Here is a 23,159-nt window from a genome sequence, read left to right on the forward strand (position 1 = left end):
GGGGGCTCGCGTCCCGGGGAGGGGCGCGGGTAGGCTGGTCGATCGTGACCGACGCACCCCTGGGAATCTTCGACTCGGGCGTCGGTGGACTCACGGTGGCCCGCTCGATCATCGACCAGCTGCAGAACGAGTCCATCGTCTACTTGGGTACCGCGCACTCGCCGTACGGGCCCAAGCCGCTCGCCGATGTCCGCGCGTACGCGCTCGACGCGCTCGACACGCTCGTCGACCAGGGCGCCAAGCTGCTCGTCATCGCCTGCAACACGGCCTCGGCGGCGATGATGCGGGATGCGCGCGAGCGCTACACCATCGGCCGCGGCATCCCGGTCGTCGAGGTGATCCAGCCCGCTGTCCGCAGCGCCGTGCGCGACACGCGCAACCGCCGCGTCCGGGTGATCGGCACCGTCGGCACGATCCGCTCGCGGGCGTACGACGACGCCTTCGTCGCGGCTCCCGACCTCGAGCTCGTGACCGCCGCCTGCCCGCGCTTCGTCGAGTTCGTCGAGGCGGGAGTGACCTGGAGCGACGAGCTCCTCGCCGTCGCCGAGGAGTACCTGGCGCCGATGAAGGCCGCGGGCGTCGACACCCTCGTGCTCGGCTGCACCCACTATCCGCTGCTGCGCGGCGCGATCGCGTACGTGATGGGCCCGGACGTCCGCCGTCTCGAGCGCCGAGGAGACCCGCTCGACGTGTACCGGACGCTCGTCGCCCACGGGCTGCAGCGCACGGAGGCCGCGCCGCCGACCTACCGCTGGGAGGAGACGGGCTCGAGCGACTTCGTCCGCCTCGCCCGCCGCTTCCTCGGCGGGTCTCCAGCGTCGACCTCGTCGAGACCGGCACCATCAATCTGCGCGAGCTGGATGCGGCCGCGCCCCATCGAGGGAGACCCAGTGACCGACTTCGAGAAGACCGTCGTCCGCAAGGACGGCCGCGCGCCCGAGCTGCGCACCGTGACCATCGAGCGCGGCTGGAGCACGCAGGCCGAGGGGTCCGCGCTCGTCTCGTTCGGGAACACGAAGGTGCTCTGCACCGCGTCGTTCACCAACGGCGTCCCGCGCTGGCTCCAGGGCAAGGCAAGGGCGGGTGACGGCCGGTGATGCGCGGATGCTGCGCCTATCCTGCTTCCCGCGGACGCGAGTCGGTCAAGGCAAGATCGGCGACGCACCTGGATCTCGCGCTGACCGACGCGGCGCGCTTCGTCGTGGACCATCGAAGGCGTGGCGAAGACCGTGGCCATCGACCGCGACGTGCTGCAGGCCGACGGAGGCACCCGCACCGCGGCGATCACCGGCGCCTACGTGGCCATGGTCGACGCGATCGAGTGGGCGCGCGGCAAGTACATCGGGCAGAAGGCGGTGCCCCTCATCGACAGCCTCTCGGCCGTCTCGGTGGGCATCATCGACGGCGTGCCCATGCTCGACCTCGCCTACGTCGAGGACGTCCGCGCCGAGACCGACATGAACGTGGTCGTCACCGGCCGGGGCCTCTTCGTCGAGGTGCAGGGCACCGCCGAGGGCTCCGACCGCCGCGAGCTCGACGCCCTGCTGGACCTCGCCGTCTCCGGCGCGTCGGACCTCGCCCGGATCCAGGCGGAGGCGCTCGCCGCGGAGGCGGGCAAGCGCGTGAGCCTGGATCTCGTCCTCGCCACGCACAACGCGGGCAAGGTCGAGGAGTTCCGCGCCATGCTCGCCCAGGCGCTGCCGGGTGTCGGCGTGCTGCGCTCCTACGACGGCCCCGAGCCGGTCGAGGACGGGGTCACCTTCGCCGAGAACGCGCTGATCAAGGCGCGCGCCGCGACGGCGCACACCGGCCTCGTCTCGCTCGCGGACGACTCCGGGATCCGCGTCGACGTCCTGGGCGGATCGCCCGGGATCTTCTCGGCCCGGTGGTCCGGGAAGCCGCACGACGCGGTGGCGAACCTCGAGCTGCTGCTGGCCCAGATCGCCGACGTGCACGAGGGCACCGCGGTGCGCACTTCGTCTGCGCGATCGCGCTCGTGGTGCCCGAGTCGGTGCTGCCCGGCGGGCAGGAGATCATCGTCGAGGGCCGCTGGCCCGGGCGATCGCGACCGCACCCGGGGCGCGAACGGCCACGGCTACGACCCGGTCTTCGTCCCGGAGGGCTCCGACCGCACCGCGGCCGAGCTCTCGCCCGAGGAGAAGAACGCGGCGAGCCACCGGGCCCGCGCCTTCACGGCCCTGCGCGCCGAGCTGACCGGGCTGGCGGCGCGCCTGCCCTGAGCCCGCCAGCGGTCGGTGTCGCGGCGCTCGTCGTCGACGACGGACGGGTCGAGGACGAGCGCGCTCGCCTCGGCCGCGTCGGTCTCGGGGTCGGCCGCATGCTTCGCCCGGCGCTGCTGCTGGAAGAAGTGGAAGGGCGTCGGGATGATGGCGAGGGCGACCGCTCGAAGCAGGATCACGTCGATGCAGTGCGACACGAAGTCGGCCACCGGCGGGATGAAGGAGGCGAGCAGCCAGCCCAGGAGGGTCACTCCGCTGCCCCCAGACCAGCGCGCCGATGAGGTTGTAGAGGCTGTACTTCTTGTAGTTCATGTGGGCGACGCCCGCGGCGATCGGTGCGAAGGTGCGCACGATCGGGACGAAGCGCGCCAGGATCACGGCGAGGCCGCCGAAGCGCTCGAAGAAGGCGTTGGTGCGCCGCACGTTCTCGACGCTGAAGAACCCCGACTCCTTGCGCTCGAAGATGCGCGGACCCGCCTTGTGCCCGATCGGGTAGCCGACCTCGCCGCCGACGAAGGCCGAGAACCCGACCGCCAGGCAGATGAGCCAGATGGGGACGCCCAGTCCGCCGTTGGACGTTCTCGTGCGCGAGGGCGCCCGGTGATGATGAGCGTGTCGCCCGGGAAGAGGAAGCCGATCAGCAGGCCGGTCTCGGCGAAGACGATCAGGCAGACCACGACGACGCCCAGGAGTCCGAACGAGGTGAGGATCGTCTCCGGATCGAGCCAGGGGATGAGGGCGGCGTGGTTCAACAGGTCTCAGTCGTCGGCGGTGCCGTTCGGCCGGTGGGCGGTGGGGCGAAGGCGTGACAGCGCTCAGCGTAGCGCTCGACCTCGCGCAGGCCGTGGATCCGCGACCCGCTCCCGGGGCTCCGCGACCGTGCGGCCGCCGCCGTGCGAGCCGTGCCGGGGGCGGTCAGCGGCCCGGTCGCGGCCGTCTGCGACAGGTGCGGAAGGAGGGACTCGAACCCTCACGCCTTGCGGCACAGGAACCTGAGCTCCTGCGTGTCTGCCATTCCACCACTCCCGCGGGTGCCGCTCCAGTGTAGGAGGGAGCCTCAGCCGCTCGGCCGTCCGTGCGGGAGGTAGCGCGGGATCCACCGGGCGGCCTTGCCGGCGCCCACCAGGCCCAGCACTCCCACGGCTCCGGCGGCGAAGGGCAGGGACACCGCAGCGATCCCGGCGACGGCCAGTGGAGCGACGCTGCCGACGTCGCCCGTGAAGCGGAACGCGCCGAGGAAGGGCGCGGGATCGTCCTGCGGCGCGAGATCCGCTCCGATCGTCATGAGGATGCCCGAGCCGACTCCGTTCGCCACCGCGAGCAGGCACGCGACCGCCACGAACCACGGCACGGGATCGACCGCGAGCAGGGTGACGGCCAGCACCGGGTGGCCCGCGCCGAGTCCGATCATCGACGGGATCGCCGTGGCGCCCCGGCCGAAGCGGTCCATCAGCTGGCCGCCCAGGTAGAAGAGGGCGAAGTCGAGTCCGCCGGCGATGCCGGTGACGATCGCGGTGTCCGTCCCGCCCATCCCGATGCTCACGGCCCAGAGCGGCAGGACCACGGTGCGGCTCGCCCGGAGCCACGCCGATGAGCGCGGCGCCGGTGCCCATCCGGGCGAGGCTCCGCGGTGCTCGCGGAGGTCCGGGCGAGCCCCGGCGCGGCTCGGGCAGCGCCGTCTCCTCGACGGCGGCGCGGACCGGCGGAGGATCGTGGCTGGATCCGGCACCAGGAGCAGCACGGCGACCGCCAGCACGCAGCAGACGATGTGGATCCAGAAGACGGACTCGACGGTGCCGGTCAGGTGCACGACCCCCGCCGAGACGAACGGCCCGATGAGCCAGCCGGCGCGGAACGCTCCCGCGAGCGCCGACAGCGCGCGCGCCCGGTAGCCGACGGGGACGAACGACGTCATGAAGGCGTGCCGCGCCAGCGCGAACACCGCAGTCGCGACTCCGATCACGAAGACGCCCGCCGTCAGCCCCACCCACGACGTCGACGGCAAGGCGGTCACGAGCCCCGGAATCCGTGCCGGCCGACGCGGCGAGCGTCGCCGCCGCGCTCGCCGTGCGCGAGACCACCATCCGCTGGGCGTCGCCGGCGAGCTCGCCGATCATGATCATCCCGAGACCGAGCCGGCGATCGCGAGCGTCGCGCCGAATCCGCCGGCAGCACGGGCAGCAGCGGGATGATCGCGCCCTCGCCGATCGAGAAGAGGAGGTGGGGAGGAACGTCGACGGGCAGACGCTGAACGGGCGCTCAGCGGTGTCCCGGTCACCGTCCCCAGCCTACGCTCGCGCCCCGAGCGTAAGGGCTCCGCGGAGGCGCCCCGGTAGTCTGGGTGCACATGCTGGACAACGACTTCACCGAGCAGATCACTGCTCTCGCTCCACCTTCGACGACATCCGCGCCGTGATCGACGTCGATCGCCTCCACACCCGCATCGAGCTGAACGAGCAGGCCGGCGCCCCCGACCTCTGGGACGACACCGTCAACGCGCAGAAGGTGACGAGCGCGCTCAACCACCGCCAGTCGGAGCTCGCCCGCATCACCTCGATCGGCGCGCCTCGACGACCTCGAGGTGCTCGTCGAGATGGCGAACGAGGCCGAGGACGCCGACTCCGAGCGGGAGGCGATCGCCAGCTCGCGTCGCTGCAGAAGGTGATGGGCGAGCTCGAGGTCCAGACCCTGCTCGACGGCGAGTACGACTGACCGCCCGCGGTCGTCACGATCCGCGCGGGTGCGGGCGGCGTCGACGCCTCCGACTTCGCCGAGATGCTCATGCACATGTACCTGCGCTGGGCCGAGAAGCACAAGTACTCCGCGACCGTCATGGACGCAGCTACGCCGAGGAGGCCGGCATCAAGTCGGCCACCTTCCAGATCGACGCCCCCTACGCGTTCGGCACGCTCTCGGTCGAGGCCGGCACGCACCGTATCCGGATGAGCCCCTTCGGTGCGGCGGGCAAGCGCCAGACCTCCTTCGCGGCGGTCGAGGTCATCCCGCTGATGGAGGAGGCCGGGGCGATCGAGATCCCGGACAACGACATCCGCGTGGACGTCTTCCGCTCCTCCGGCCCCGGCGGCCAGTCGGTCCAGCACCACCGACTCCGCCGTCCGGCTGACCCACATCCCCACCGGCACGGTCGTCTCGATGCAGAACGAGAAGAGCCAGATCCAGAACCGCGCGGCCGCCATGCGCGTGCTGCAGTCCCGCCTGCTGCTGCTGCAGAAGGAGCGGGAGGCGGCGACCAAGAAGGAGCTCGCCGGGAACATCACGGCGAGCTGGGGCGACCAGATGCGCAGCTACGTGCTCGCTCCGTACCAGATGGTCAAGGACCTCCCGGACGGACTACGAGGTCGGCACCCCGGCGCACGTCTTCGACGGCGATCTCGACGGCTTCATCGCCGCGGGGATCCGCTGGCGCAAGTCCGCCTGAGCCCCTCCACAGCGCCCTCCCGGACTCCACCCGGCGCGCCGGGGAGCACGGCAGCGGCGCCAAGGGCATCGTCGCTTACCCTCGTATCGACATGATTCGCTTCGACAACGTCTCCAAGCAGTATCGCGGCGGCACGAGACCCGCCCTGAACACCATCGACCTCGAGATCCTGCGGGGCGAGTTCGTCTTCCTCGTCGGCGCCTCCGGGTCCGGCAAGTCGAGCTGCCTCCGGCTGATCCTGAAGGAGGAGCGGCCCTCGTCCGGGTCGATCCACGTCCTGGGCCAGAACCTCGGCAAGATCTCGAGCCGTAGGTCCTGCTTCCGCCGCAACATGGGCGTGGTGTTCCAGGACTTCCGGCTCCTGCCGAACAAGTCGGTCTTCGACAACGTCGCCTTCAGCCTGCAGGTCATCGGCAAGTCCGGGCTTCATCCAGGAGGCCGTCCCGGACACGCTCAAGATGGTCGGGCTCGCGGGCAAGGCCTCGCGACTGCCCCCCGAGCTCTCCGGCGGCGAGCAGCAGCGCGTCGCGATCGCGCGCGCCGTCGTCAACAAGCCGGCTGTCCTCCTCGCCGACGAGCCCACGGGCAACCTCGACCCCACGACCAGTGCCGGCATCATGGCCCTCCTCGAGCGGATCAACGCCGGCGGCACGACCGTCATCATGGCGACCCACGAGGCCGGCATCGTCGACCAGATGAAGCGCCGCGTCATCGAGCTCTCGGCGGGCAGCATCGTGCGCGACGAGCAGCGGCGGCAGCCAGACCGAGAGCATCACGGTCGTGCACGACGGCGTCGTCGTGGTGGCCGCCGACGACCACCCGGTCTCGGAGCCGATCGTCGCCCCGGTGCTCATCGAGGGCGAGCTGGCTCCGGCCGAGGTGCCCGAGCAGGACCTGCGCCGCAGCGCACCGCGCGCACAGGCCCGTCACGGCCGCCACCCGGCCGCGGCTCCCCGGGGAGCGGCCGCACGGCCGGGACGGCCCTCGGGCCGCATCGCGGACCGGCGCGTTCCTGCGCCCGCGCTTCTCGCAGACCGCGTCCCAGCCCCGCATCCCGGACGGCCGCCGCTCCGCCGCGGCCGAGACGCACGTCACGGCAGCTCACCCGCACCAGTGAGACCCCGGTGCCCCGCCCCCGCGCCCGTCGAGCCGGAGGCGCCCGCCGCCCCCGCTTGCATCGTCCGCTCCAGAGCCAGACCGGTCCGATCTACCTGCCCGCCGACACCGGCGCGCTGCCCGAGGAGTCCTCGCGGCCCGCCTGGGCCTGCGCGCCCACGCGGGCGGGCGACGAGACCGGCGACGCCAGCAGAACGTAGGACCCGTCAAGTGAGATTCGCACTGATCTGGTCGGAGGTCTCGAGCGGCCCTCCGAGCAACGTCTCCATGGTCGTCTCGGTGATCCTGGTCACCTTCATCTCCCTCACCTTCGTCGGCACGGCGATCCTGCTGCAGATGCAGATCGGCCAGATGAAGAACTTCTGGTACGACAAGGCCCAGGTCGCGGTGTACATGTGCACCGCCACGTCCGGCGGCTCGAACTGCGCGGATCCGACGCGGCGCAGGAGCAGATCGACTCGGTCGAGGCTCAGCTCACGGGCGCGACCCTCGACCCCTACATCGACCAGTTCTACTTCGAGGACCACGACCAGGCGTACGCGAACTTCCAGCAGCAGTTCGCGGGCAACCCAGTCGCCGAGTACGTCACTCCGGACCTGCTGAACCAGACCTTCTGGATCAACCTGCAGGACCCGACGCAGTCGGACGTGCTCGTCGAGAGCCTCTCGAGCGTCTCGGGCGTCGAGAGCGTCACCGACCAACGGCAGTACCTCGACCAGATCTTCTCGATCCTGAACGCGGCGAACTGCGGCCATCGGCATCGCGGTGCTCATGCTGGTGGCGGCGGTGCTGCTGATCGCCACGACGATCCGGCTGTCGGCCTTCTCACGGCGGAGGCTCGGGATCATGCGCCTGGTGGAGCGCGTCCAACCGCTTCATCCAGACCCCGTTCATCCTCGAAGGGGTCTTCGCGGCCCTGCTCGGCTCGCTCCTCGCGGGCGTCGCGGTCGTGGCGATCGTGCAGTTCTTCGTGCAGGGGTTCCTCGCGTACCGGATCCCGCTGACGTCGTTCGTCGGCCTGGATGACGCGCTGATCGTCGTGCCGATCCTGGTCGTCCCGGTCGGAGCGATCCTCGCGGCCATCGCCTCCAACGTCGCGATCGCGCGGTACCTGCGGGTCCTGACGCGTATACTGATGGGCTGCTCCGAACGGGGCGGCCCATCATCACTCTCGGACTCAAGGAGCCGCCGTGCCCAGGGAACAGGGACAGAAGGTCGTCGCGACCAATCGCAAGGCGCGCCACGACTACCTCATCGAGGACACCTACGAGGCCGGCCTCGTGCTCACGGGCACCGAGGTCAAGTCGCTGCGCGCCGGACGCGCCTCGCTCGTCGACGGCTACGCCTTCGACGGCGGCGAAGGCCTGGCCGACGCCGTGCACATCAACGAGTGGGCGCAGGGCACCTGGACGAACCACCCGCCCCGCCGCAAGCGCAAGCTGCTGCTGCACAAGGCGCAGATCCTCAAGATCCACAACAAGGTGAAGGAGGGCGGGTACACGCTGATCCCGCTCTCGCTCTACTTCAGCGACGGCAAGGCGAAGGTCGAGCTCGCGGTCGCCAAGGGCAAGAAGGACTACGACAAGCGCCAGGTGCTCCGCGAGCGCCGGGACCTTGCGCGAGGCGGACCGCGCCATGGCGACGCGCCGCCGCCTGGGCGACCTCCTCGGCGGAGGTCCGGGGCGTTCAGCGCACGTGACGCAGCATCACGGACATCTGCCGCCACGGCAGGGCGAGGAGCGGTCGACCGCGCTGTACCGCAGGTCAGGTCCAAGCCGTGCGCCGACTCCGATGACCACCTCGGGGAGTCGGAGGGCGTCGGTCGCGAACGTCTCCTCCGCGGGTAGATCGCGCAGGGCCGTGTCCACGGAGGAGAAGGACCGCATCGCCCAGCCGTCCGGACCCTCGAGCCGCCGCCGCAGACGCCGCTGCGGTCGATCGCCCGCCGAGAGGGCGACGTGACGGAGGTCGACTCCGTCCTCGCGGAGCACACCGAAGATCGCCTGCGCTCCGGGTCGGCGAGGGTCATCGGGACGATCACGACGCCCGTGTGACGGCGCGTCAGGTCGCGCAGGATCGCGGCTGTCGTCGGCGCCCGCCACGGCGACTCCTGGAAGTCGCTCCTCCAGCGCCGGGGTACATCCGCTGGATGCCGAAGCCCAGCGGCTCCGGATCGGCGATGACGCTGCCCGCGATCCGGCGTCGCAGCTCGTGGGCGGTCTGCGTCTTGCCCACCCCGAAGGTCCCGTTCAGCCAGATCAGCACGCTCGAAGCGTAGGGCGGGAGGCGACCAGGTGTACTGGGTCAGCACGTTGGTGTCGCTCGTGCTGCGGGTGTGTGGTCGTGGCTCGAGTGGCTTTGTTCAGTGTTGTAGTGGTGGATCCAGGGGTGCAACAGCGTTCGTGCGGGCTTGATTGCCGGCTTGATGAACGTCTGGCGGGCGTCGAGTCCGCGACAGTTGAAGTGGAATGCCGTCGAGTTGCGGTAGGCGAAGGCGTTGTCCGAGAGGACGCGGCGGATGCGGGTGATGCCGTGCTCGGCGAAGTAGGCGGCCGCGCGGGTCAGGAATCGGGCTGCGGTGACGCGCTTCTCGTCGGGATGGATCTCGGCGTAGGCGAGGCGCGGGTGGTCGTCGACGGCCGCGTGAACGTAGTCGAATCCGATGCCTCGTCCGCGGACCTGCTCGCTGCGTCCGTGGGCGCGCCAGCCGCCGCCGTCGGAAATCCGGCCGAGTTTCTTCACGTCGATGTGGATCAGGTCGCCGGGCTGCTCGTGCTCAGCGGTTCGCCGTGGCGCGAGCCGCTCGGATGATCGCGCCGGTGATCCGGGTCCAGCCAGGCCAGCGGTGGCACGTGGTGGCGATTCAGGATCCGGGAGATCGTGCGCGCAGGAACACCGGTCTCGGAGCAAGTCTCGCGGGACCTGATCACAGTCGCGTCCGAGCCTCAACACGACCGCCGCTCGTTTCGGGCTGGTCTTCCCGGGCTCGACGAGTCGGACGAGAGCGGTGTCGACCAAGGCGTATCAGACTTCAACGTGACGTGTTCGCGGCGCTGTTCGACGTCAAGCTGGGGCGTTCCTCGGATGTACGCACTGCGTTGCAAGGGCCCGAAAGGTGCAGAGGCCGCCGATCCGGAGAGCTGTCTCGTGAGGTGTGGACCGACGCCAGCGTGCTGAGCCTCAGTCGAGAACGCGCCATGGGTGGTTTGAGACGCGATCCACTCCGTATCTTGTCGTAGAGCGAAGCGCCCCACAGAATCAGCCGAGTGTCGCCTTGTTCAACATGCACGCTTTCTCAGACGCGCATTATTTATTGCGGACGCACAGTAGGAGTACGAGATGAAGGTTTATGGTCGTTCAACGTCGCTCCGATCGACAGCACTTGGCGTGCAGGCCCAGAGTGGCTTTCGCCACGCTGAAAGACACCCGCGAGTGCTTTCAGCAAGCACCACCGACCAGCCTGGACGCATCGTCCACGGTGATTGCCGAATCACTAGCGAACGTCGGAAACACCAGCCCCTCCCTACTTCACGATTCCGTAGCAACTGGCACTGGCACCGCCAAGCTGGGCGGCGGCGGGGTATCTGTGCCGTCCGCCCTTTCCGATGGTGTTACGATGACCGATGTGGACGGCGATCTGGTCACGATCCAGCTACCCAATGCGTCCGCGGCAGGGGCACCGGCCATACTTCCAGACGGTCGGCACTGTGACGTATCCCGGGGAGTCGAGTGCGAATTCGGATTGTGGTCGGTGGACCTCCCGGTGTTGCAGATGCTTACCACCATTGTCGATGCGGGAGCACCCATCGATTACTCCTACGAGGTTACGCTCGACGAAGGTCAAACGCTCGCGCTGGTGGATGACGGAGCCGCAATCCTCAACTCTGACGGCAGCACCGCAGTGGTTGTGGGCGACGCATGGGCCGTGGATGCCAACGGCGTCAACGGTCCCACGAGCTACGCCGTAGAGGGGATCGACATTGACGCAGAGTGTCGACCACGCCGCGGCAGAGAAAGTCGCGCATCCGGTCGTTGCCGACCCGCTGTGGTTTGCACCGGCAGTGATCAGGTTGCTTTGTTGGCATCGGGCTGAATGGACCGCAGATCGCCAACATCATTGCATCGGCTCACCGGGGTCCCCTCGGCGGGGCTCTGGCGAAAGCCGCTCTCGCCTGCATCGAGGAAAGCAAGAAGCCGACGTATGTTCAATCGTGGACCTCTCGAAGAAGCCGCAAGCGAAGCTCGCCTCGGCGAACGCTGCCGTGGCGCCCAGCGCGCTTGCGTCGGATCGGGTTACTCGTGCCCATGCCATCGTCCAGTCCACCGACAGCGATGACAAAGAGCTGGTGAACAAGAAGCTGGCCGAGGAGGATCTTCCCGACTTGGCTGAGGTGGGTCTGCTCACCGTGCGCCATTCCGGTCAGTTGGTGGAAAGTGAGTCGGAAGCAGAAACAAGATCGTCGAGAAGATCGAAAAGCTTGAGGCTTGATTCCTCGGTAGAGAGTTCCATCCTGAGTTGCGCGTTCGAGGTGGATGAAGCGATACCCCCGCACTGTGGCGGCTCTCAGGACTTGTCACACCATGAGGGAGGGCCAGCCGAAAAGCGGCAAGGTCCTGGAGCGACCCGGTTGAGTGGACCTCGGCCGGGCGTTTTCACATGACCGCCCTGCCGGCCGCACTGTGACCAACGCGCTCGCACGACGCCAACTACCGTTCTGCGCCAGCGCCGACAACGGCAGGTGAACGGCCAGATAGCGAGCAACAGAACGCCGCCGCATGACGCCGAAAGTCACAGCGCGGCGCATCCCGCTCGCCGAAGTGGTGGCGTGGCCGATCCCCTATCGGGACTCCGCCGTGCATCGAGAGAGAGAGGTGAGAGAGAGGGGGGACTCGCACAGCGCACCACCGGAGTGACCCTGAGAAAAGCACTCGGGCGGCCTTCGTGTCCTGGTTGCTGGTGAAGGGCGCCGCGGCGGGCATTTGGGTAGCGAAGGTGCGGGTGAAGCGTTCGACTTCCCCGCTGCGGACCGTCGGGCGCAAGCCGCTCGAAGGGGCCGCGGGTGCTGAAAGACCTGGAGGGCGTGACCGCCTCCGAGAGCTCCCCGACGCACCGCGCACCGCCGCCGAGGAGGAGACCCGCTGGCGGGCGTTCGCCGTGGCGGTGTCGGTCGCGGCCTTCCGCGATCCTGGACCTGTCGAAGGTCGGCGTCGGCCTGCCCTCGATCGAGAAGTCGCTCTCGGCGGATGCGAGCCAGCCGCAGCTGATCGCCGCGGGGCACGCGCTCGCCTTCGGGCTGGCGCTCGTGCCGGCCGGACGCCTGGGCGACATCCGCTCGCGCCGGCTGCTCTTCCTGATCGGCCTGACCGTCTTCACGCTGACGAGCCTGCTCTGCGCCGTCGCGCCGGTCGGTCGAGCTGCTCGTCGTCGCCCGCTTCCTGCAGGGGATCGCGGCGGGCATCCAGATGCCGCAGGTGCTCGGTCTCGTGCAGCAGCTCTTCACCGGCGCGAGCAGGCCGAGGCGTTCGGGGTGTTCGGTGCGGTGATCGGGCTGTCGACGGCGTTCGGTCGGGCGCTGGGCAGCCTGCTCACCATCGCGATCGAGGAGAGCAGGACGGCTGGCGCCTGCTGTTCTGGATGAACATCCCGCTGGGCGTGGCCGCGCTGGTCCTCGCCTGGCGGCTCCTGCCGCGGGTGCAGCGGAAGCCGGCGGGGGACACCTCGCTCGATCCCGTCGGGCTGCTGCTCCTGGGCGTGGCGATCTTCGCCTTCATGCTCCCGTTCCTGCTGACCACCGGGGGCGTCCTCCAGTTCGCCGTACCGCTGGTTCTGGCTGGTGCTCGCGGTGGCGGCCGCAGCCGTCTTCGTGCGCTGGGAGGCGCACTACTCGTCGCTCGGACGCACCCCGGTGATCGATTTCCGGATCGCACGACTCGTACCGCGGCGGGATCCTCCTGGCGACCGCCTACTTCGCCGCGGTCAACCCGTTCCTCCTGACGACGCTGTTCCTGCGGCAGGGCCTCGGGCTCGCGCCGGTGTTCGCCGGCGGCATGGTGGCTGCTCCGCTTCGCCCTCACCTCGGCACTGACCGCGTGGTACGGCGGCAAGCTGGTGCAGACGTACGGCCGCTCGCTCGTCGTGCTGGGCATCGTCCTGGTGATCGTCGGCTTCGCGCTGGTGCTTCTGGCGGCCGAGCTGATGCCCGCCGGAACCGCGGCGTACGTGGCCGCGGCCATGCTGGTCGCCGGAGCGGGCGGCGGTTTCGTCGTCTCGCCGAATCAGACGCTGACGCTGGCCGAGATATCGCCGGAGCAGGGCGGAGTGGCGGGCTCCGTGGGGCAGCTCGGCCAGCGCCTCGGCACCGCGGTCGGCACGGCCTGCGCCTCGGCCGTCTTCTTCGCGACGCTCGCCGGCAGGAAGCGGGCATGACGGTGGGGCTCGTGGCGTATCACGACGCCTTCCGCAACGGCGCCTTCGTGACTCTGGGGCTGATCGCCGTGGCGCTCCTGCTCGGTCTCCTCGATCTGCGCCGCCGCCCGAGGTGACGGCGCGCACGGAGCCTGACGGACGTCGGCTGCGAGCCCCACGGGCTCGCCGGAGCGGCTAGAATGGTCATCTGCCACTGCGGTCCACCGCTCGCGGCAGCCGCCGCTCCTCTCGGGGAGCAGCGGATCCTAACTCGACAGTGTGCGACGACGACCCACTCCCTGTGCGGTGCCTCGCGGCATCCGCGCCGAGTGCTCGCGGGGATGATCGGTTTCGACATCGCCTGCGAAACTGCGAGAAGCGGGTCGAGGATTCAGGGTTATCTCGTTAACGATCTCTTGAAAAACACAGGTGCCGGGCAGAAGCGCACCGACTTCGCTCTCGCTGCCTGCGTGAGTCGATAGTCCGTCAGCCCGAGGGTGCGTCCTCGCCCCGGGTCCTGGCGTCATCTGGGGGACTTGCTGGCGTCGTTACGCCTGGGGGCGACGCGGGACTCGAACTCGGGCTGGGCCCGTCGACCGATGCGTCAGTGGTGCACGGTCGGGGCCGAGTAGAACGCTTTCACTGGCTACACCCGTAGAAGGCGCAGAATCACAGCGATGGACGGGGGTTCAATTCCCCCATCTCCGCCACCGGTCGTCGTCGCACACGTCGAGGCAGAGGCCCCGCTCCCGAGAGGGAGACGGGGCCTCTCGTGCCGTCTGCGCCGCCCTCGTCCCCGCCTTTCGGCCGCGCTCAGCCCGGTCGGACGTCGAGCTGCCGCACGCGCCCGTAGAGGGTGAGCGCCGCGACCCGGTCCGCCTCGTCGCGCGCCGGCCCGTTCAGAAGCGCGTCGGCGGCGCCCAGGAGCGGTACAGAGCGGTCGGAGTGAGCACCGCGGGGCGGCGGCACTCCGGCGGGGTAGTCGGACTGCGCTCGGACGGGCAGTTCGGCCACTGCATCCGGGAGGACCGCCACGACGGCGTCGGTCACCGGCCGCAGGCGCTCCGCGCGCTCGTCGTCGACGGTCAGGGTCACCGCGTTCATCGCGGCGAGAGCGGCGGCCAGGTGCTCGACGGTGTGGCGGTCGCTGCACTCCTCCGTGACGAGCAGCGAGACGATGCCCCGGGGCTTGAGCCAGCCCAGGGTCGCGGCCTCGGCGTCCCCGTGGACGGACAGCACCCGGTCGGAGGCGATCGTGTAGTCGCGCAGCAGGCCGGCCCAGACCGGGTGGCCGAGGGGCTCGAGAGCCTCGGCCGCGGCGACGAGTGCCGCTTCGTGCCGGATGCGGTCGAAGAGCGTGTCCGCCGGGGCGAACTCCCGCTCCGCGGTGCCGGGCCGCTCCGGCTGATGGCGGCGTGCTCCTGGTGCATGGACGACTCCTCGTCGCTACGTCCGGCACCCCCGGGCCGATCTCGGGTCCTCACACAGTGCGCCGCCGGGTGGCGGCTGTCCAGCAGGTCCCGGTCGGGGATTGACGGTCGTCGACCGCGGTGTCCGCCTCAGCGGGCTGCGCCGAAGAGGGTGCCCGTGCCGGGGCCGGTCGTGGGTCGAAGACCGCGCAGGCGATGGCGCGGGTCGCCGTGCCTCAGCTCACCTCGGAGGGCACGATGCTGCGGTACTCGAGCGCGGACGCGCCGTGCGAGATGCCGATCGTGTTCGGGAACTCGATGTCGCACGCCGCCTTCGCCTGCGCGAGGAGCGTGTTGCGGCTCGTGTACTCCTCGCCGGGCTGGTCGAAGACGTGGAAGACCTCGAGGTCGTGGACCTCGCCGCACGGGACGAGCTCGACATCGGCGATCCGGTCCCCGTCGGGGGAGAGGAGGCAGTCGCCCCTTGCGGAGGGAGAACGGGTCGACGACACCCGCGCTCACGATCGCTCCGGCCTCGTCGCGGACGGCATCGGGCGCCTCGGAGCCGACGACCGAGGAGCAGGACGCCAGGGCGAGCGCCAGGGCCGCGACGGCGAGGGAGGGAGGACCCGCCTCATCGCTCCGCCGCGATCGCGAGGATCTCGTCGTGCAACAGTCCGTTGGTGGCGAGCGAGCTGCCGTGCCAGGGCCGGGCTCCCCGTCTGCGGAGGTGAAAGCCCCGCCTCCTCGACGATGGGGACGAGCGGCGAGATCGTACGGCTTGACGTCGAACTCGCCCGCGCCGTCGAGCAGGCCCTCGGCGACGAGCATGTAGCCCCACGCGTCGCCGTAGGCGCGGTCGCGCCAGACCCCGCGGGCGAGCTCCAGCAGCTGGTCGAGCCTCGGCGTCCCACTGCTGGATGCTGTTGTAGCTGAACGTCGCCTCGGCGAGGTCGGCGATGCCCGACACCCGGATGCGCCGCGCGCTGCTGCACGGCAGGGGCGGCCAGCACCGCGCAGCTCGTCGGGGAGCTCGATGCGCCCGACGGCGCCGGCGCTCTCGTCGGTCCGCGCGCCGGAGCCCTTCGCCGCCCACCAGCGCTTGCCCAGGGCCGGCGCCGAGACGACTCCACGACCGGGACGCCGTCGACGGCGAGGCGAGATGAGCGTGGCCCAGATCGGGACTCCGCGCAGGAAGTGGGCGGTGCCGTCGATCGGATCGAGGATCCACTGCCGCGCCGCGTCGCCCGAGGTCGCCGAACTCCTCCCCGAGGATCGAGTCCTCGGGACGCTCCTGGGCGAGGAGCGCGCAGCGCGCTCGACGGCGCGGTCGGCGTCGGTGACCGGGGTGCGGTCGGGCTTGGTCGTCACCTCGAGGTCCGCGCGAGGAAGCGCTCGCTCGAGACGGCGTCGGCCGCGTCGGCGAGTCGGAGGGCGAGGCGGAGGTCGTCGTCGAGGCTCGGAGTCACGGCTCCACGATGCCACAGGCGGCTTTCCTCGCGCGGCGGTGCCGAGGGGGTGCGCCGAGATCCGCCGCGTCTCGATTTGACGAGGAGGGGAGCCACTGCTAATGTGATTCCTCGGTTCGGAAAGCATTTTTCTCCGGCCAGGCAGCATCGCCACGCACCTCTAGCTCAATCGGCAGAGCAACTGACTCTTAATCAGTGGGTTCTCGGTTCAAGTCCGAGGGGGTGCACGGACAGGCCCGATACTACGCGGAAACGCGGGTGTCGGGCCTTCGTCGTTTCGGGGCTGACGGCAGCGGTGACGGCAACGGGCGCATCCGGCGCGCTGGACATCGGATCGCGGCCCGAATTCTTGACGGTAGCCTCGGCGCTGTGAGGGACGAGGTCGAGACGATCGCCAGGGTCCGCGGACGTGTGTCCCCTGAGGCAATCGCCACTGTCGAGCTAGCCCGGCGTCTCGACGGCGACTTCGTCCCGTACGAGGTCGCGGACAGCGATCTGCAGTACGACCTGCACTACCGGTGCTCCGGCTCCGCCGCTTCGCGGGTACCCGCGGCTATGGCGGCGGGTGAGCGTCCCGCTGCTCACCGAGAGCGGCCCCCGGCGCTGGCTGTCGCTCGACCGCGACTTCGCCGACGACGCCGAGGCCGTGATGGCGGTCGGCGGTGACGAGCTCGCAGCCGAGGTGCGCGTCGAGCGTGTGCGGTTCACGTCCAGGACGGGGCTGCGGGTCGGCCAGCTGATCGAGTTCGTGCGGCCGAGGCTCTCGCTCGTGGGCCAGGCCGCGGCGGGCAGCCAGTCGACGACGGTCCCGTCGGGCTCAACGCGAGCGAGGCCGCATCCAAGGCCTCGTGCGCCTGCGGGAATCCACGCCGAGAAGGAGCCGTCGGCGAGGCTCGTCGCGCGGGAGCTCGCCGTCACGTCCCGGCCACGGCTCGATGCGGATCAGGTCGGCGGTGGACAGGTGGTCGGCGATCTCGAGGACGAGGGTGGCGGTCGCGCGGGCGACGGGGTTTTTCGGCATGAGGCCTCCTGGGCGAGCGATGCTGCGGCGGTGCAGCTGATTTATTGTTACCCAAGAAATACGAGGCCGCAACCCGTTAATGTGGCGGCATGAGCGAGCATGCAGCCAGAGGGCGCCCGAAGGCCGACGATCCGTTGAGCCGCGTGCGAGGCGTGCGGTTCCAGAGCGGGAGTACGAGCTCGTCTCAGAGGCGGCGACGAGGCAGGGATGAAACCTGCGCAGTGGATCCGCGAAGCGCCGTCGCAGCGTCGGGGGCGTCGGTGCCCGGGGGCCCTGAGAACGACGAAAGGGCCCGCCCCGGACGGTGAGTCCAGGACGGGCCCTAGGCGCGTCAGCAAACCGCGTGCGGTTTGTCAGGGGTGTCGATCGCCGTCAACCACGCCAGGAGGGCGCGGGCGGGCATCGCCGAGAGTCGCCGGCGGTGGCGGCACTGTCGATCTGAGCGGGCTCGTCGACGCTGGGTTGGCGATCGAGACGGCGAGTGAGGTATAACGACACGCCGACGAGCGTTGTACACAGGGAACGCCGGAAGCTCCTCCACAGCGGTGGATAACTTGGGGCTAACCGCGTCCCTCCGCGGATCCGCGGGCGCTGGCCTGTGGACGGATCGGTGAGTAACCGGTGGATAACTACACGGATGTAACTACTAGCCCTAGTGGGCTCGCCGCAACACAGTCGGGTGCTCTACCGTTGTCCACAGGAGCCACGGACGAACGTCCGGACCTCTGGTCGTCCCAACGTCGACCGGACGGAGCAGCCCGCCGCGCGAGCGACGGGCCGGACCGTGTGACTAGCAATCACAGAGTACGAGCGAGCTTAGGACCTCGCTCGTACACGACCACTCCGTTGAGGAGTGGAGATCAGGAGTTCGTAATGTCCCCCATCACCGAACGAGTGCAAGGTTGGCACCGTGCGGCGCCAGTCGCAACTCGAAACGCTGACGGCGCCGAGATTCGTAGGATCCGCGGATCCGTAGAGGCGAAGTCGCGGCCGAGGATCCTTTCGCGAATCGCGTCGGGTTTCGTGCAGATCGTCGGCGTCCTCGGAATCGCAGGCGAGTGGTTCGATCGCCTCGGTGTCACGTTCACGCCGGCGTTCGATTTCACGCTGGCGAGCTAGCGCTCAGCGGCCCCCTCGTTGCATGGCGAGCGGGGCCGCTCCCGACCGGCTAGAACCCGAGCGGCCACGTCCCGTTGCTCACCGCGAGCTTCTCGTTCGAGTCGTAGTCGCCGACGACGCGATGTGCCTGCACATCCGCGACCTCGGCGGTCTGCGAGAGCAGGTAGTCGCCGGTCCAGGGGTTCTGAACGTAGACGGGGCCTGTCGGGCGGCCGGCCAGTCCACCGTCGGCGACGGCTGAGAGGCGAAGCCGACGGCCGGCTCGACGAGGGCCGCACGGTGGGCGAGGCAGCGTTCGTGAGTGCGCCGACGGCGTCTTCGACTCCGCCGAGCGAGCCGGTCAGCCCGCCGACGAAGGCGTCGCCGATCGCGCCTCCGGAGTGGAGGATCTTCGTCCAGCCGGAGCCGGAGAGCGGTCCGCGCTTCGCGGGGGAGTTGGGGAAGAATCCCGCCGCGAAGTCGATCACGCCGCCGACCGCGTCGCCAACGGCGCCGATCATGCTCGAGATACCGTCGATGAAGCCTTGGATCAGCGCCTTACCCGAGGACAGGAAGAGGCTCCCGAGGTCGCCGAGGGCGGACAGTTGCCCGGCCGGGAAGGCTGCCGATGACGGACAGGGCGTTTCCGATGCCGGCGGTGATCGACGACGTGATGTTGTTCCACGCCGAGGAGACGAAGGAGCCGATCGCGTTCCAGGCGTTCGTCCAGATCGGAGATCGCTGCGAGGACTGCGGCGATGATCGACATCACGATGTTGATCGCGCCCGTGACGAGCGAGACGATCACATTCCAGACGCCCGCGAGGATCGAGAGGATGCCGGCCCAGACCATCGACCAATTGCCGGTGATGATGCCGGTGACGACGTCAATGATGCCCTGGACGATCTGCATCGCCGCGGACACGACTTCGACGATGACGCCGAAGACGGTCTCGACGACCGGCATCAGCGCTTGGATCACGGGGATCAGGACGCCGAGGATCGTCTCGATGAGTGGACCGAGGGCGGCGACGAAGAGACCGATCGCGACGACGACGATCGGGATCACGGCGTTGACCAAGTCGAGGAGGGGCGCGATCAGACCGAGGAGCGGCGCGATCAGACCGACCACGGCTGCGAGGAGCAGGGCGATGGCGGTCACGACCTGAGCGAGGGCGTCGCCAACGAGGACGAGGATCGGGGTCAGGGCGGTGACGGCGGTCGTCAGGATCGTGCCGAGGGTGGTCGCGAGGAGGCCGATGATCGGGCCGAGCGCCTGGAAGATCGGCATGAGCGCGGCGCCGATCGTCGGACGAGCCCGATGAGGGCGCCCTGGAGCGCGGGCGAGGCGGCGACGACGGCTGCGAAGAGGCCGATCACGAGCCCGACCGGGCCGAGGGCGGTCAGGAAGCCGCCGCCGAGCTTCGGGAGGATCCCGGCGAGGCCGCCGAGCGCACCGGTGATGGTCGGGACGATGCTCGCGAGCGGCGCGAAGTTCAGGGCCAGGCCGGCGACGAGGGCGCCGATGGGCGCGAGGTAGGGCGCCAGCGCAGCGAGGTGCCGCCCATGCCGCCGACGACCGCGGCGATGCTGGCGCCGGACGAGGCGAGGAAGCCGGACACGGCGTCGAAGACCCGGCGGAGCGTGGCGCCGAAGGTGGTCACGGGCTCGGTCAGCGGGCCGAGGTCCATCGTGGGTGGGCGGCCGTTGAAGGCCTCCCAGAGAGTGCCGACGACGCCGACGGCGAGGTGGACTCCGGCGACGGTCTTGTCGATCGCGGGACCGAGGACGCTGAGGAGCACGCTCGCGCCGGCGGAGACCGCGGGGAGTAGCTCTGCTCCGATGCGGGCGCTCGCGTCGGACATCGTCGCCGCGAGGACCTGCTGCTTATGCGCGAGGGTGTCGGACTCGCGGCCGAAGTTGCCGTGCGCGTCGGCCGTCTGCTCCATGATGAGCGCGAGCGTCGCGGCCTGCTTCGGCCTCGTCGGAGAGGGTGCCCCCGACGGCCGCGAAGCCGAGCTCGGCAGCCTTGGCCTGCACCTTCGCTTCGTTCAGCGAGACGCCGTAGGCCTCGATCGGATCGCGCTCGCCCTTGAGGGCGGACGAGAGCGCGGCGACCGCGTCCTTCGTCGTGCCGCCGAACATGCTCGGAGGTCAGCGCCTAGGCCGATGAGCTCGTTGGTCTTCGGGGCGAGCTCGTCCATCGCCGTGCCGCCGCTGCGAAGCTGACTGCCGATCAGGGGTTCCGAGCTCGTTGAACTCGTTGCCGGTGAGACCGACGGCCGTCGCTGCGTCCGACGCCCAGTCGTGCATCTGCCCGGCCGACTCCTTGAAGACCGCGTCGATGGCCCCGACGGACTGCTCGAGTTGCCCGGCCGCCTGGACCGCACCCGCCGCGAAATTGACGCCGAAGCCCACGCCGGCAGCCACGGCGCCCGCCGCGAGAAGCGGCAGCGCTGCGCCCTTCCAGGTGGCGCCGAACTTGGCACCGGCCGCCTGCCCGCCGCTGGCGAGTGGGCCGTCGATCTCACCGCCGAGGAGCTTGGCGAAGCCAGCAGCACTCGGGATCACGGACAATGTGGCGAATCCGATATTGGTCAAGGTGTTTCCTCTGGGGTGCGGCGATGGCGACAAAGCCCGCTGCCTGGAGTGGCAACGGGGCTGGCTGGGTGGGGGCGGTGGCGCTACTTGCGAGTGAAGGGGACGGGACGAGCTTGAGCATGAGCAGCGTGAGGGCGAGCGGGCCCGCCTTCGTGGCGACGTCGACGAAGCGGCTGAACGGCTCCTCGCCGAGGAGCTCGGTCAGGACGGCGGCTGGGCCGTTGCCGAGGAGCGCCTCGCGGAGTCGCTCCTGCCAGCCGGGCTCGGCGTCGAAGGTGAAGGTCTCGCCCTGGAAGTGAACGGTCTCGGTCATCGGTGGTGTGCAGCGAGTTGCTACGAATGAGGAGGGGGCCAGGAGCGGTCCGCGACTCAGAAGGGCGGCAGAATCCTCGAGCACGGCGGGGCGGCCGTCGTGGTGGTCGTGAAGCTCGAAGTGGTCGCGGAAGTGGTCCTCGCCGGTCAGGCGCTCGCGGATCTCGGCGCGCTTGAGGCGGGCACCGCGCCGAGGAGCGCCTGGTAGGCGGCACCGGTACGGCGACGGTCAGAGCCAGGCGAGCGAGCGGCGAAGCTGCATGCGCGGGCGAAGGCGGCGGCGGGCGTCCAGCTGTCGGAGGGAGCGTCTGGGCTCCAGCGCTCGTCGTCGTCGTTGACCCGGACGGTGAGGGTCAGCGACCGAGGGCGCTGCGCTGACTGGAGGGCGGCCTCAAGTCTTGCCCTGCCACCGGCCGGCGGCGCCTTGTCGGCCTCGCTCGCTGGCGGTGAGCTTCCCGCTCGTCGGCGGCGGCACGAGGCGCGCCAGGATCCCGGCGGCCGCGGTGCGGGTGAGGCGGGACTCGACGCTCGAGGGATGGACGACGATCTGCCCCGTCGAGCCGGTAGCGACGCCGCCCGCCTCGCGCGCGACGATGGCGTGTGCCTCGCCCGCGGCCAGGAGCTCGCAGGCCGTCTCGGAGCGGCGAACTCGGCGCCGGCGAGATCGGGCCGCTGCTCGAGCACGGCGTCGTAGGCGTCCCGGACGACGGCGGGCCAGTGCTCGGGGTAGGCGGTGAGGTCGGTCATGAAGGCTCCAGAAAAGGGGTGCGCGAGGTGCGGCGTTCTAAAAACAGGGGTCATGCCCGCATCGTGGCGAAGGCGCTATGCCGCTTCGGGGACGGGGGAGGGGGCCGGGGGGAGGGGGTGGCCAGGGTCAGAGGCGAAAGAGCATGTCACCCCGCGGGGAATGAGCAAGCTGGGTCGCTATTGGTGCCGCTAACGTGGTCCCATGCCACAGCTACCCGAACATGTCCGCCGCTGGAAGCAATTGCCGACATGGTCGGGCTCACCGCTTGCGTTTCTGCGACTACTTCAGTTGATGGAAACCCCATTCGAACCCTTGGTGCAGCCGTTTGTTCAGAGCAGCACAGAGATCCAGCGGCGCCGAGTGGAGTCAGCGCGGGAAGACATCAAGTCCTACGCGGATGGGCGCTACGAGGACTTGCGTGCGCAGGTGCAGAAGAGAGTAGATGGCGCTGAGCAGGACCTTCAAGAAGCTGAAGACGATGCTCGTCAGGCGGGCCGCATCAACGTCACAATTAAAAGGGCTGTAGGGGACACTCGCTCAGTGACCGGCATCTGCCGATGAACTCGGTAAGTGGCTTCAAGGTCAAAGTTCACTGAAATTGTGGCTGCAGCGCCGAGCGGCTCGGATCTCGGGCCACGCTGTTACGCTGACTGGCGATGACGACGGTCTGATGGTCAGCGTCGCTTCGGCGGATCGTCAGTGGGCGACGGCCACCTTCACCTCTCTACTAGAAGAGGCGCGCGGCGGAGAGGCTAAGCTGGGCTGGGTGCGAAGTAGAGGCTTTCTCGGCGTGCTTTACTACATAGCGCTGCGTGCTCTTCTACAACATTGCCGATATCGTCGCGAAGTTGACGACTGCCAGTGGGGAGTACGACGAGCCTATCGGTTACCTGGCGACCGCTGTAGTGCTTGTGTGGTCATTGACCGGCGCATTTTGGCTTGTCCGATTCACAAGGAAATGGCTTCCCGCTTTCGAGATAGTCGCAACGGGAAGTCGATCTAGGGTGAAGGCATTGATAGCCATCGTGGGATCCGCGGTCGGCTCCGTCGGTCTAGGCGTGTTGGGCAACCTGCTCACGAGCGCGCTGACGGGCGGCGGAGTTGATTCTGGCGGCGTGGGCTTGAAGCGCGGCGAGCTCCCGCGCCTCGATGGAAGCGCGAGGCATCGCCGGCGAGAGCGCGCCGTCCGGCCCGCGGTGCATGGGGCCTAGCGCCGTCGAATGACGTCGAGGGCGGTCTGGCGGGCCTGCTCGGACCGCTCGATCTCGGCCTGGGCGCCGGCCAGCTGCTCGCGATCGCG

Annotated in this window: 19 protein-coding genes, 2 tRNA genes, 1 other RNA gene and 9 pseudogenes; 17 read left to right on the forward strand and 14 right to left on the reverse strand. The window is 69.6% G+C overall.

Annotated features, from left to right (window positions below; genetic code table 11):
* Window positions 1-95 precede the first annotated feature (95 nt).
* The 3 pseudogenes from AC0CII_RS24165 to AC0CII_RS24175 all read left to right on the forward strand — a co-directional run.
* Window positions 96-611, forward strand: a pseudogene (locus tag AC0CII_RS24165) (aspartate/glutamate racemase family protein); the annotation flags it as partial.
* Window positions 612-860: 249 nt separating this feature from the next.
* Window positions 861-1,610, forward strand: a pseudogene (gene rph, locus AC0CII_RS24170) (ribonuclease PH); the annotation flags it as partial.
* A gap of 36 nt (window positions 1,611-1,646) precedes the next feature.
* Window positions 1,647-2,240, forward strand: a pseudogene (locus tag AC0CII_RS24175) (non-canonical purine NTP pyrophosphatase); the annotation flags it as partial.
* Between the two features lie 20 nt (window positions 2,241-2,260).
* Here the strand turns inward: AC0CII_RS24175 and AC0CII_RS24180 are convergent.
* The 3 genes and pseudogenes from AC0CII_RS24180 to AC0CII_RS24190 all read right to left on the reverse strand — a co-directional run.
* Window positions 2,261-2,992, reverse strand: a pseudogene (locus tag AC0CII_RS24180) (DedA family protein); the annotation flags it as partial.
* A gap of 195 nt (window positions 2,993-3,187) precedes the next feature.
* Window positions 3,188-3,269: transfer RNA gene (locus tag AC0CII_RS24185), tRNA-Leu, on the reverse strand.
* 28 nt (window positions 3,270-3,297) lie between these two features.
* Window positions 3,298-4,227, reverse strand: a complete 930-nt coding sequence (locus AC0CII_RS24190) for an MFS transporter (protein WP_465230822.1) — start codon at window positions 4,225-4,227, stop codon at window positions 3,298-3,300.
* A 360-nt stretch (window positions 4,228-4,587) separates the two neighbouring features.
* Between AC0CII_RS24190 and prfB the strand changes: the two are divergent.
* From prfB to smpB, 5 genes and pseudogenes are all read left to right on the forward strand, one after another.
* Window positions 4,588-5,679: pseudogene (gene prfB, locus AC0CII_RS24195) on the forward strand (peptide chain release factor 2).
* A gap of 205 nt (window positions 5,680-5,884) precedes the next feature.
* Window positions 5,885-6,203, forward strand: a pseudogene (locus tag AC0CII_RS24200) (cell division ATP-binding protein FtsE); the annotation flags it as partial.
* Window positions 6,204-6,803: 600 nt separating this feature from the next.
* Window positions 6,804-6,995, forward strand: a complete 192-nt coding sequence (locus AC0CII_RS24205) for a hypothetical protein (RefSeq protein ID WP_465231152.1) — start codon at window positions 6,804-6,806, stop codon at window positions 6,993-6,995.
* Window positions 6,996-7,005: 10 nt separating this feature from the next.
* Window positions 7,006-7,915: pseudogene (gene ftsX / locus AC0CII_RS24210) on the forward strand (permease-like cell division protein FtsX); the annotation flags it as partial.
* 70 nt (window positions 7,916-7,985) lie between these two features.
* Window positions 7,986-8,457: pseudogene (smpB, locus tag AC0CII_RS24215) on the forward strand (SsrA-binding protein SmpB); the annotation flags it as partial.
* Window positions 8,458-8,856: 399 nt separating this feature from the next.
* On the opposite strand, the gene AC0CII_RS24220 reads toward smpB, so the two are convergent.
* Both AC0CII_RS24220 and AC0CII_RS24225 read right to left on the reverse strand, forming a co-directional pair.
* Entirely contained in the window at window positions 8,857-9,060 is a 204-nt protein-coding gene (locus tag AC0CII_RS24220) for a hypothetical protein (protein ID WP_465230823.1), read from the reverse strand.
* A 39-nt stretch (window positions 9,061-9,099) separates the two neighbouring features.
* Window positions 9,100-9,814: pseudogene (locus AC0CII_RS24225) on the reverse strand (transposase family protein); the annotation flags it as partial.
* Window positions 9,815-10,195: 381 nt separating this feature from the next.
* Between AC0CII_RS24225 and AC0CII_RS24230 the strand changes: the two are divergent.
* The 6 genes from AC0CII_RS24230 (at window position 10,196) to ssrA (ending at window position 13,911) form a co-directional block, all read left to right on the forward strand.
* A complete protein-coding gene (locus AC0CII_RS24230; RefSeq protein ID WP_465230824.1) occupies window positions 10,196-10,888 on the forward strand; it encodes a hypothetical protein in 693 nt (230 codons plus the stop codon).
* A gap of 118 nt (window positions 10,889-11,006) precedes the next feature.
* On the forward strand, window positions 11,007-11,456 hold the full coding sequence (locus AC0CII_RS24235; RefSeq protein ID WP_465230825.1) for a hypothetical protein: 450 nt from the start codon (window positions 11,007-11,009) through the stop codon (window positions 11,454-11,456).
* Window positions 11,457-11,855: 399 nt separating this feature from the next.
* Window positions 11,856-12,434 (forward strand): MFS transporter, encoded by a 579-nt coding sequence (locus AC0CII_RS24240; protein ID WP_465230826.1) that lies wholly within the window; start codon window positions 11,856-11,858, stop codon window positions 12,432-12,434.
* Window positions 12,431-12,790, forward strand: a complete 360-nt coding sequence (locus AC0CII_RS24245; protein WP_465230827.1) for a hypothetical protein — start codon at window positions 12,431-12,433, stop codon at window positions 12,788-12,790. The genes AC0CII_RS24240 and AC0CII_RS24245 overlap by 4 nt, the downstream gene beginning before the upstream one ends.
* 114 nt (window positions 12,791-12,904) lie before the next feature.
* Complete coding sequence (locus tag AC0CII_RS24250) at window positions 12,905-13,222, forward strand: hypothetical protein (RefSeq protein ID WP_465230828.1); 318 nt, start codon at window positions 12,905-12,907, stop codon at window positions 13,220-13,222.
* Between the two features lie 316 nt (window positions 13,223-13,538).
* Window positions 13,539-13,911, forward strand: a transfer-messenger RNA (tmRNA) gene (ssrA, locus tag AC0CII_RS24255).
* A gap of 103 nt (window positions 13,912-14,014) precedes the next feature.
* Here the strand turns inward: ssrA and AC0CII_RS24260 are convergent.
* Window positions 14,015-14,440, reverse strand: coding sequence for a hypothetical protein (locus tag AC0CII_RS24260; protein WP_465230829.1), 426 nt, complete (start codon window positions 14,438-14,440; stop codon window positions 14,015-14,017).
* 320 nt (window positions 14,441-14,760) lie between these two features.
* A complete protein-coding gene (locus AC0CII_RS24265) occupies window positions 14,761-15,981 on the reverse strand; it encodes an inositol monophosphatase family protein (protein ID WP_465230830.1) in 1,221 nt (406 codons plus the stop codon).
* 252 nt (window positions 15,982-16,233) lie between these two features.
* On the opposite strand from AC0CII_RS24265, the gene AC0CII_RS24270 reads away from it, so the two are divergent.
* Window positions 16,234-16,306: transfer RNA gene (locus AC0CII_RS24270), tRNA-Lys, on the forward strand.
* A gap of 338 nt (window positions 16,307-16,644) precedes the next feature.
* On the forward strand, window positions 16,645-17,193 hold the full coding sequence (locus AC0CII_RS24275) for a hypothetical protein (protein WP_465230831.1): 549 nt from the start codon (window positions 16,645-16,647) through the stop codon (window positions 17,191-17,193).
* Window positions 17,194-18,215: 1,022 nt separating this feature from the next.
* Here AC0CII_RS24275 and AC0CII_RS24280 read toward each other — a convergent pair.
* From AC0CII_RS24280 to AC0CII_RS24310, 7 genes are all read right to left on the reverse strand, one after another.
* A complete protein-coding gene (locus AC0CII_RS24280; protein ID WP_465230832.1) occupies window positions 18,216-18,719 on the reverse strand; it encodes a hypothetical protein in 504 nt (167 codons plus the stop codon).
* A 29-nt stretch (window positions 18,720-18,748) separates the two neighbouring features.
* Window positions 18,749-19,489 (reverse strand): phage tail protein, encoded by a 741-nt coding sequence (locus tag AC0CII_RS24285; RefSeq protein WP_465230833.1) that lies wholly within the window; start codon window positions 19,487-19,489, stop codon window positions 18,749-18,751.
* A 205-nt stretch (window positions 19,490-19,694) separates the two neighbouring features.
* Entirely contained in the window at window positions 19,695-20,147 is a 453-nt protein-coding gene (locus tag AC0CII_RS24290) for a hypothetical protein (RefSeq protein WP_465230834.1), read from the reverse strand.
* On the reverse strand, window positions 20,086-20,343 hold the full coding sequence (locus AC0CII_RS24295; RefSeq protein WP_465230835.1) for a hypothetical protein: 258 nt from the start codon (window positions 20,341-20,343) through the stop codon (window positions 20,086-20,088). The genes AC0CII_RS24290 and AC0CII_RS24295 overlap by 62 nt, the downstream gene beginning before the upstream one ends.
* Before the next feature lie 9 nt (window positions 20,344-20,352).
* On the reverse strand, window positions 20,353-20,769 hold the full coding sequence (locus AC0CII_RS24300) for a hypothetical protein (protein WP_465230836.1): 417 nt from the start codon (window positions 20,767-20,769) through the stop codon (window positions 20,353-20,355).
* Window positions 20,726-21,112: a hypothetical protein gene (locus AC0CII_RS24305; protein ID WP_465230837.1), complete on the reverse strand. Its 387-nt coding sequence runs from the start codon at window positions 21,110-21,112 to the stop codon at window positions 20,726-20,728. The genes AC0CII_RS24300 and AC0CII_RS24305 overlap by 44 nt, the downstream gene beginning before the upstream one ends.
* Before the next feature lie 146 nt (window positions 21,113-21,258).
* A complete protein-coding gene (locus AC0CII_RS24310) occupies window positions 21,259-21,858 on the reverse strand; it encodes a hypothetical protein (RefSeq protein WP_465230838.1) in 600 nt (199 codons plus the stop codon).
* Window positions 21,859-22,671: 813 nt separating this feature from the next.
* Between AC0CII_RS24310 and AC0CII_RS24315 the strand changes: the two genes are divergently transcribed.
* The gene (locus tag AC0CII_RS24315; protein ID WP_465230839.1) at window positions 22,672-23,070 is read left to right on the forward strand and encodes a hypothetical protein; all 399 of its coding nucleotides are present in this window, start codon (window positions 22,672-22,674) and stop codon (window positions 23,068-23,070) included.
* Window positions 23,071-23,159 lie beyond the last annotated feature (89 nt).

This window comes from Rathayibacter sp. AC182 (genome assembly GCF_979253875.1).

Excerpts from the sequence above, each read along its gene's own strand:
- AC0CII_RS24245 (WP_465230827.1), top strand. The coding sequence starts at position 12,431 with ATGAACATCCCGCTGGGCGTGGCCGCGCTGGTCCTCGCCTGGCGGCTC.
- AC0CII_RS24280 (WP_465230832.1), bottom strand. The coding sequence starts at position 18,719 with ATGATCGGCGCCGTTGGCGACGCGGTCGGCGGCGTGATCGACTTCGCG.
- AC0CII_RS24285 (WP_465230833.1), bottom strand. The coding sequence starts at position 19,489 with ATGCCGATCTTCCAGGCGCTCGGCCCGATCATCGGCCTCCTCGCGACC.
- AC0CII_RS24290 (WP_465230834.1), bottom strand. The coding sequence starts at position 20,147 with ATGGAGCAGACGGCCGACGCGCACGGCAACTTCGGCCGCGAGTCCGAC.
- AC0CII_RS24295 (WP_465230835.1), bottom strand. The coding sequence starts at position 20,343 with ATGTTCGGCGGCACGACGAAGGACGCGGTCGCCGCGCTCTCGTCCGCC.
- AC0CII_RS24305 (WP_465230837.1), bottom strand. The coding sequence starts at position 21,112 with ATGACCGAGACCGTTCACTTCCAGGGCGAGACCTTCACCTTCGACGCC.
- AC0CII_RS24310 (WP_465230838.1), bottom strand. The coding sequence starts at position 21,858 with ATGACCGACCTCACCGCCTACCCCGAGCACTGGCCCGCCGTCGTCCGG.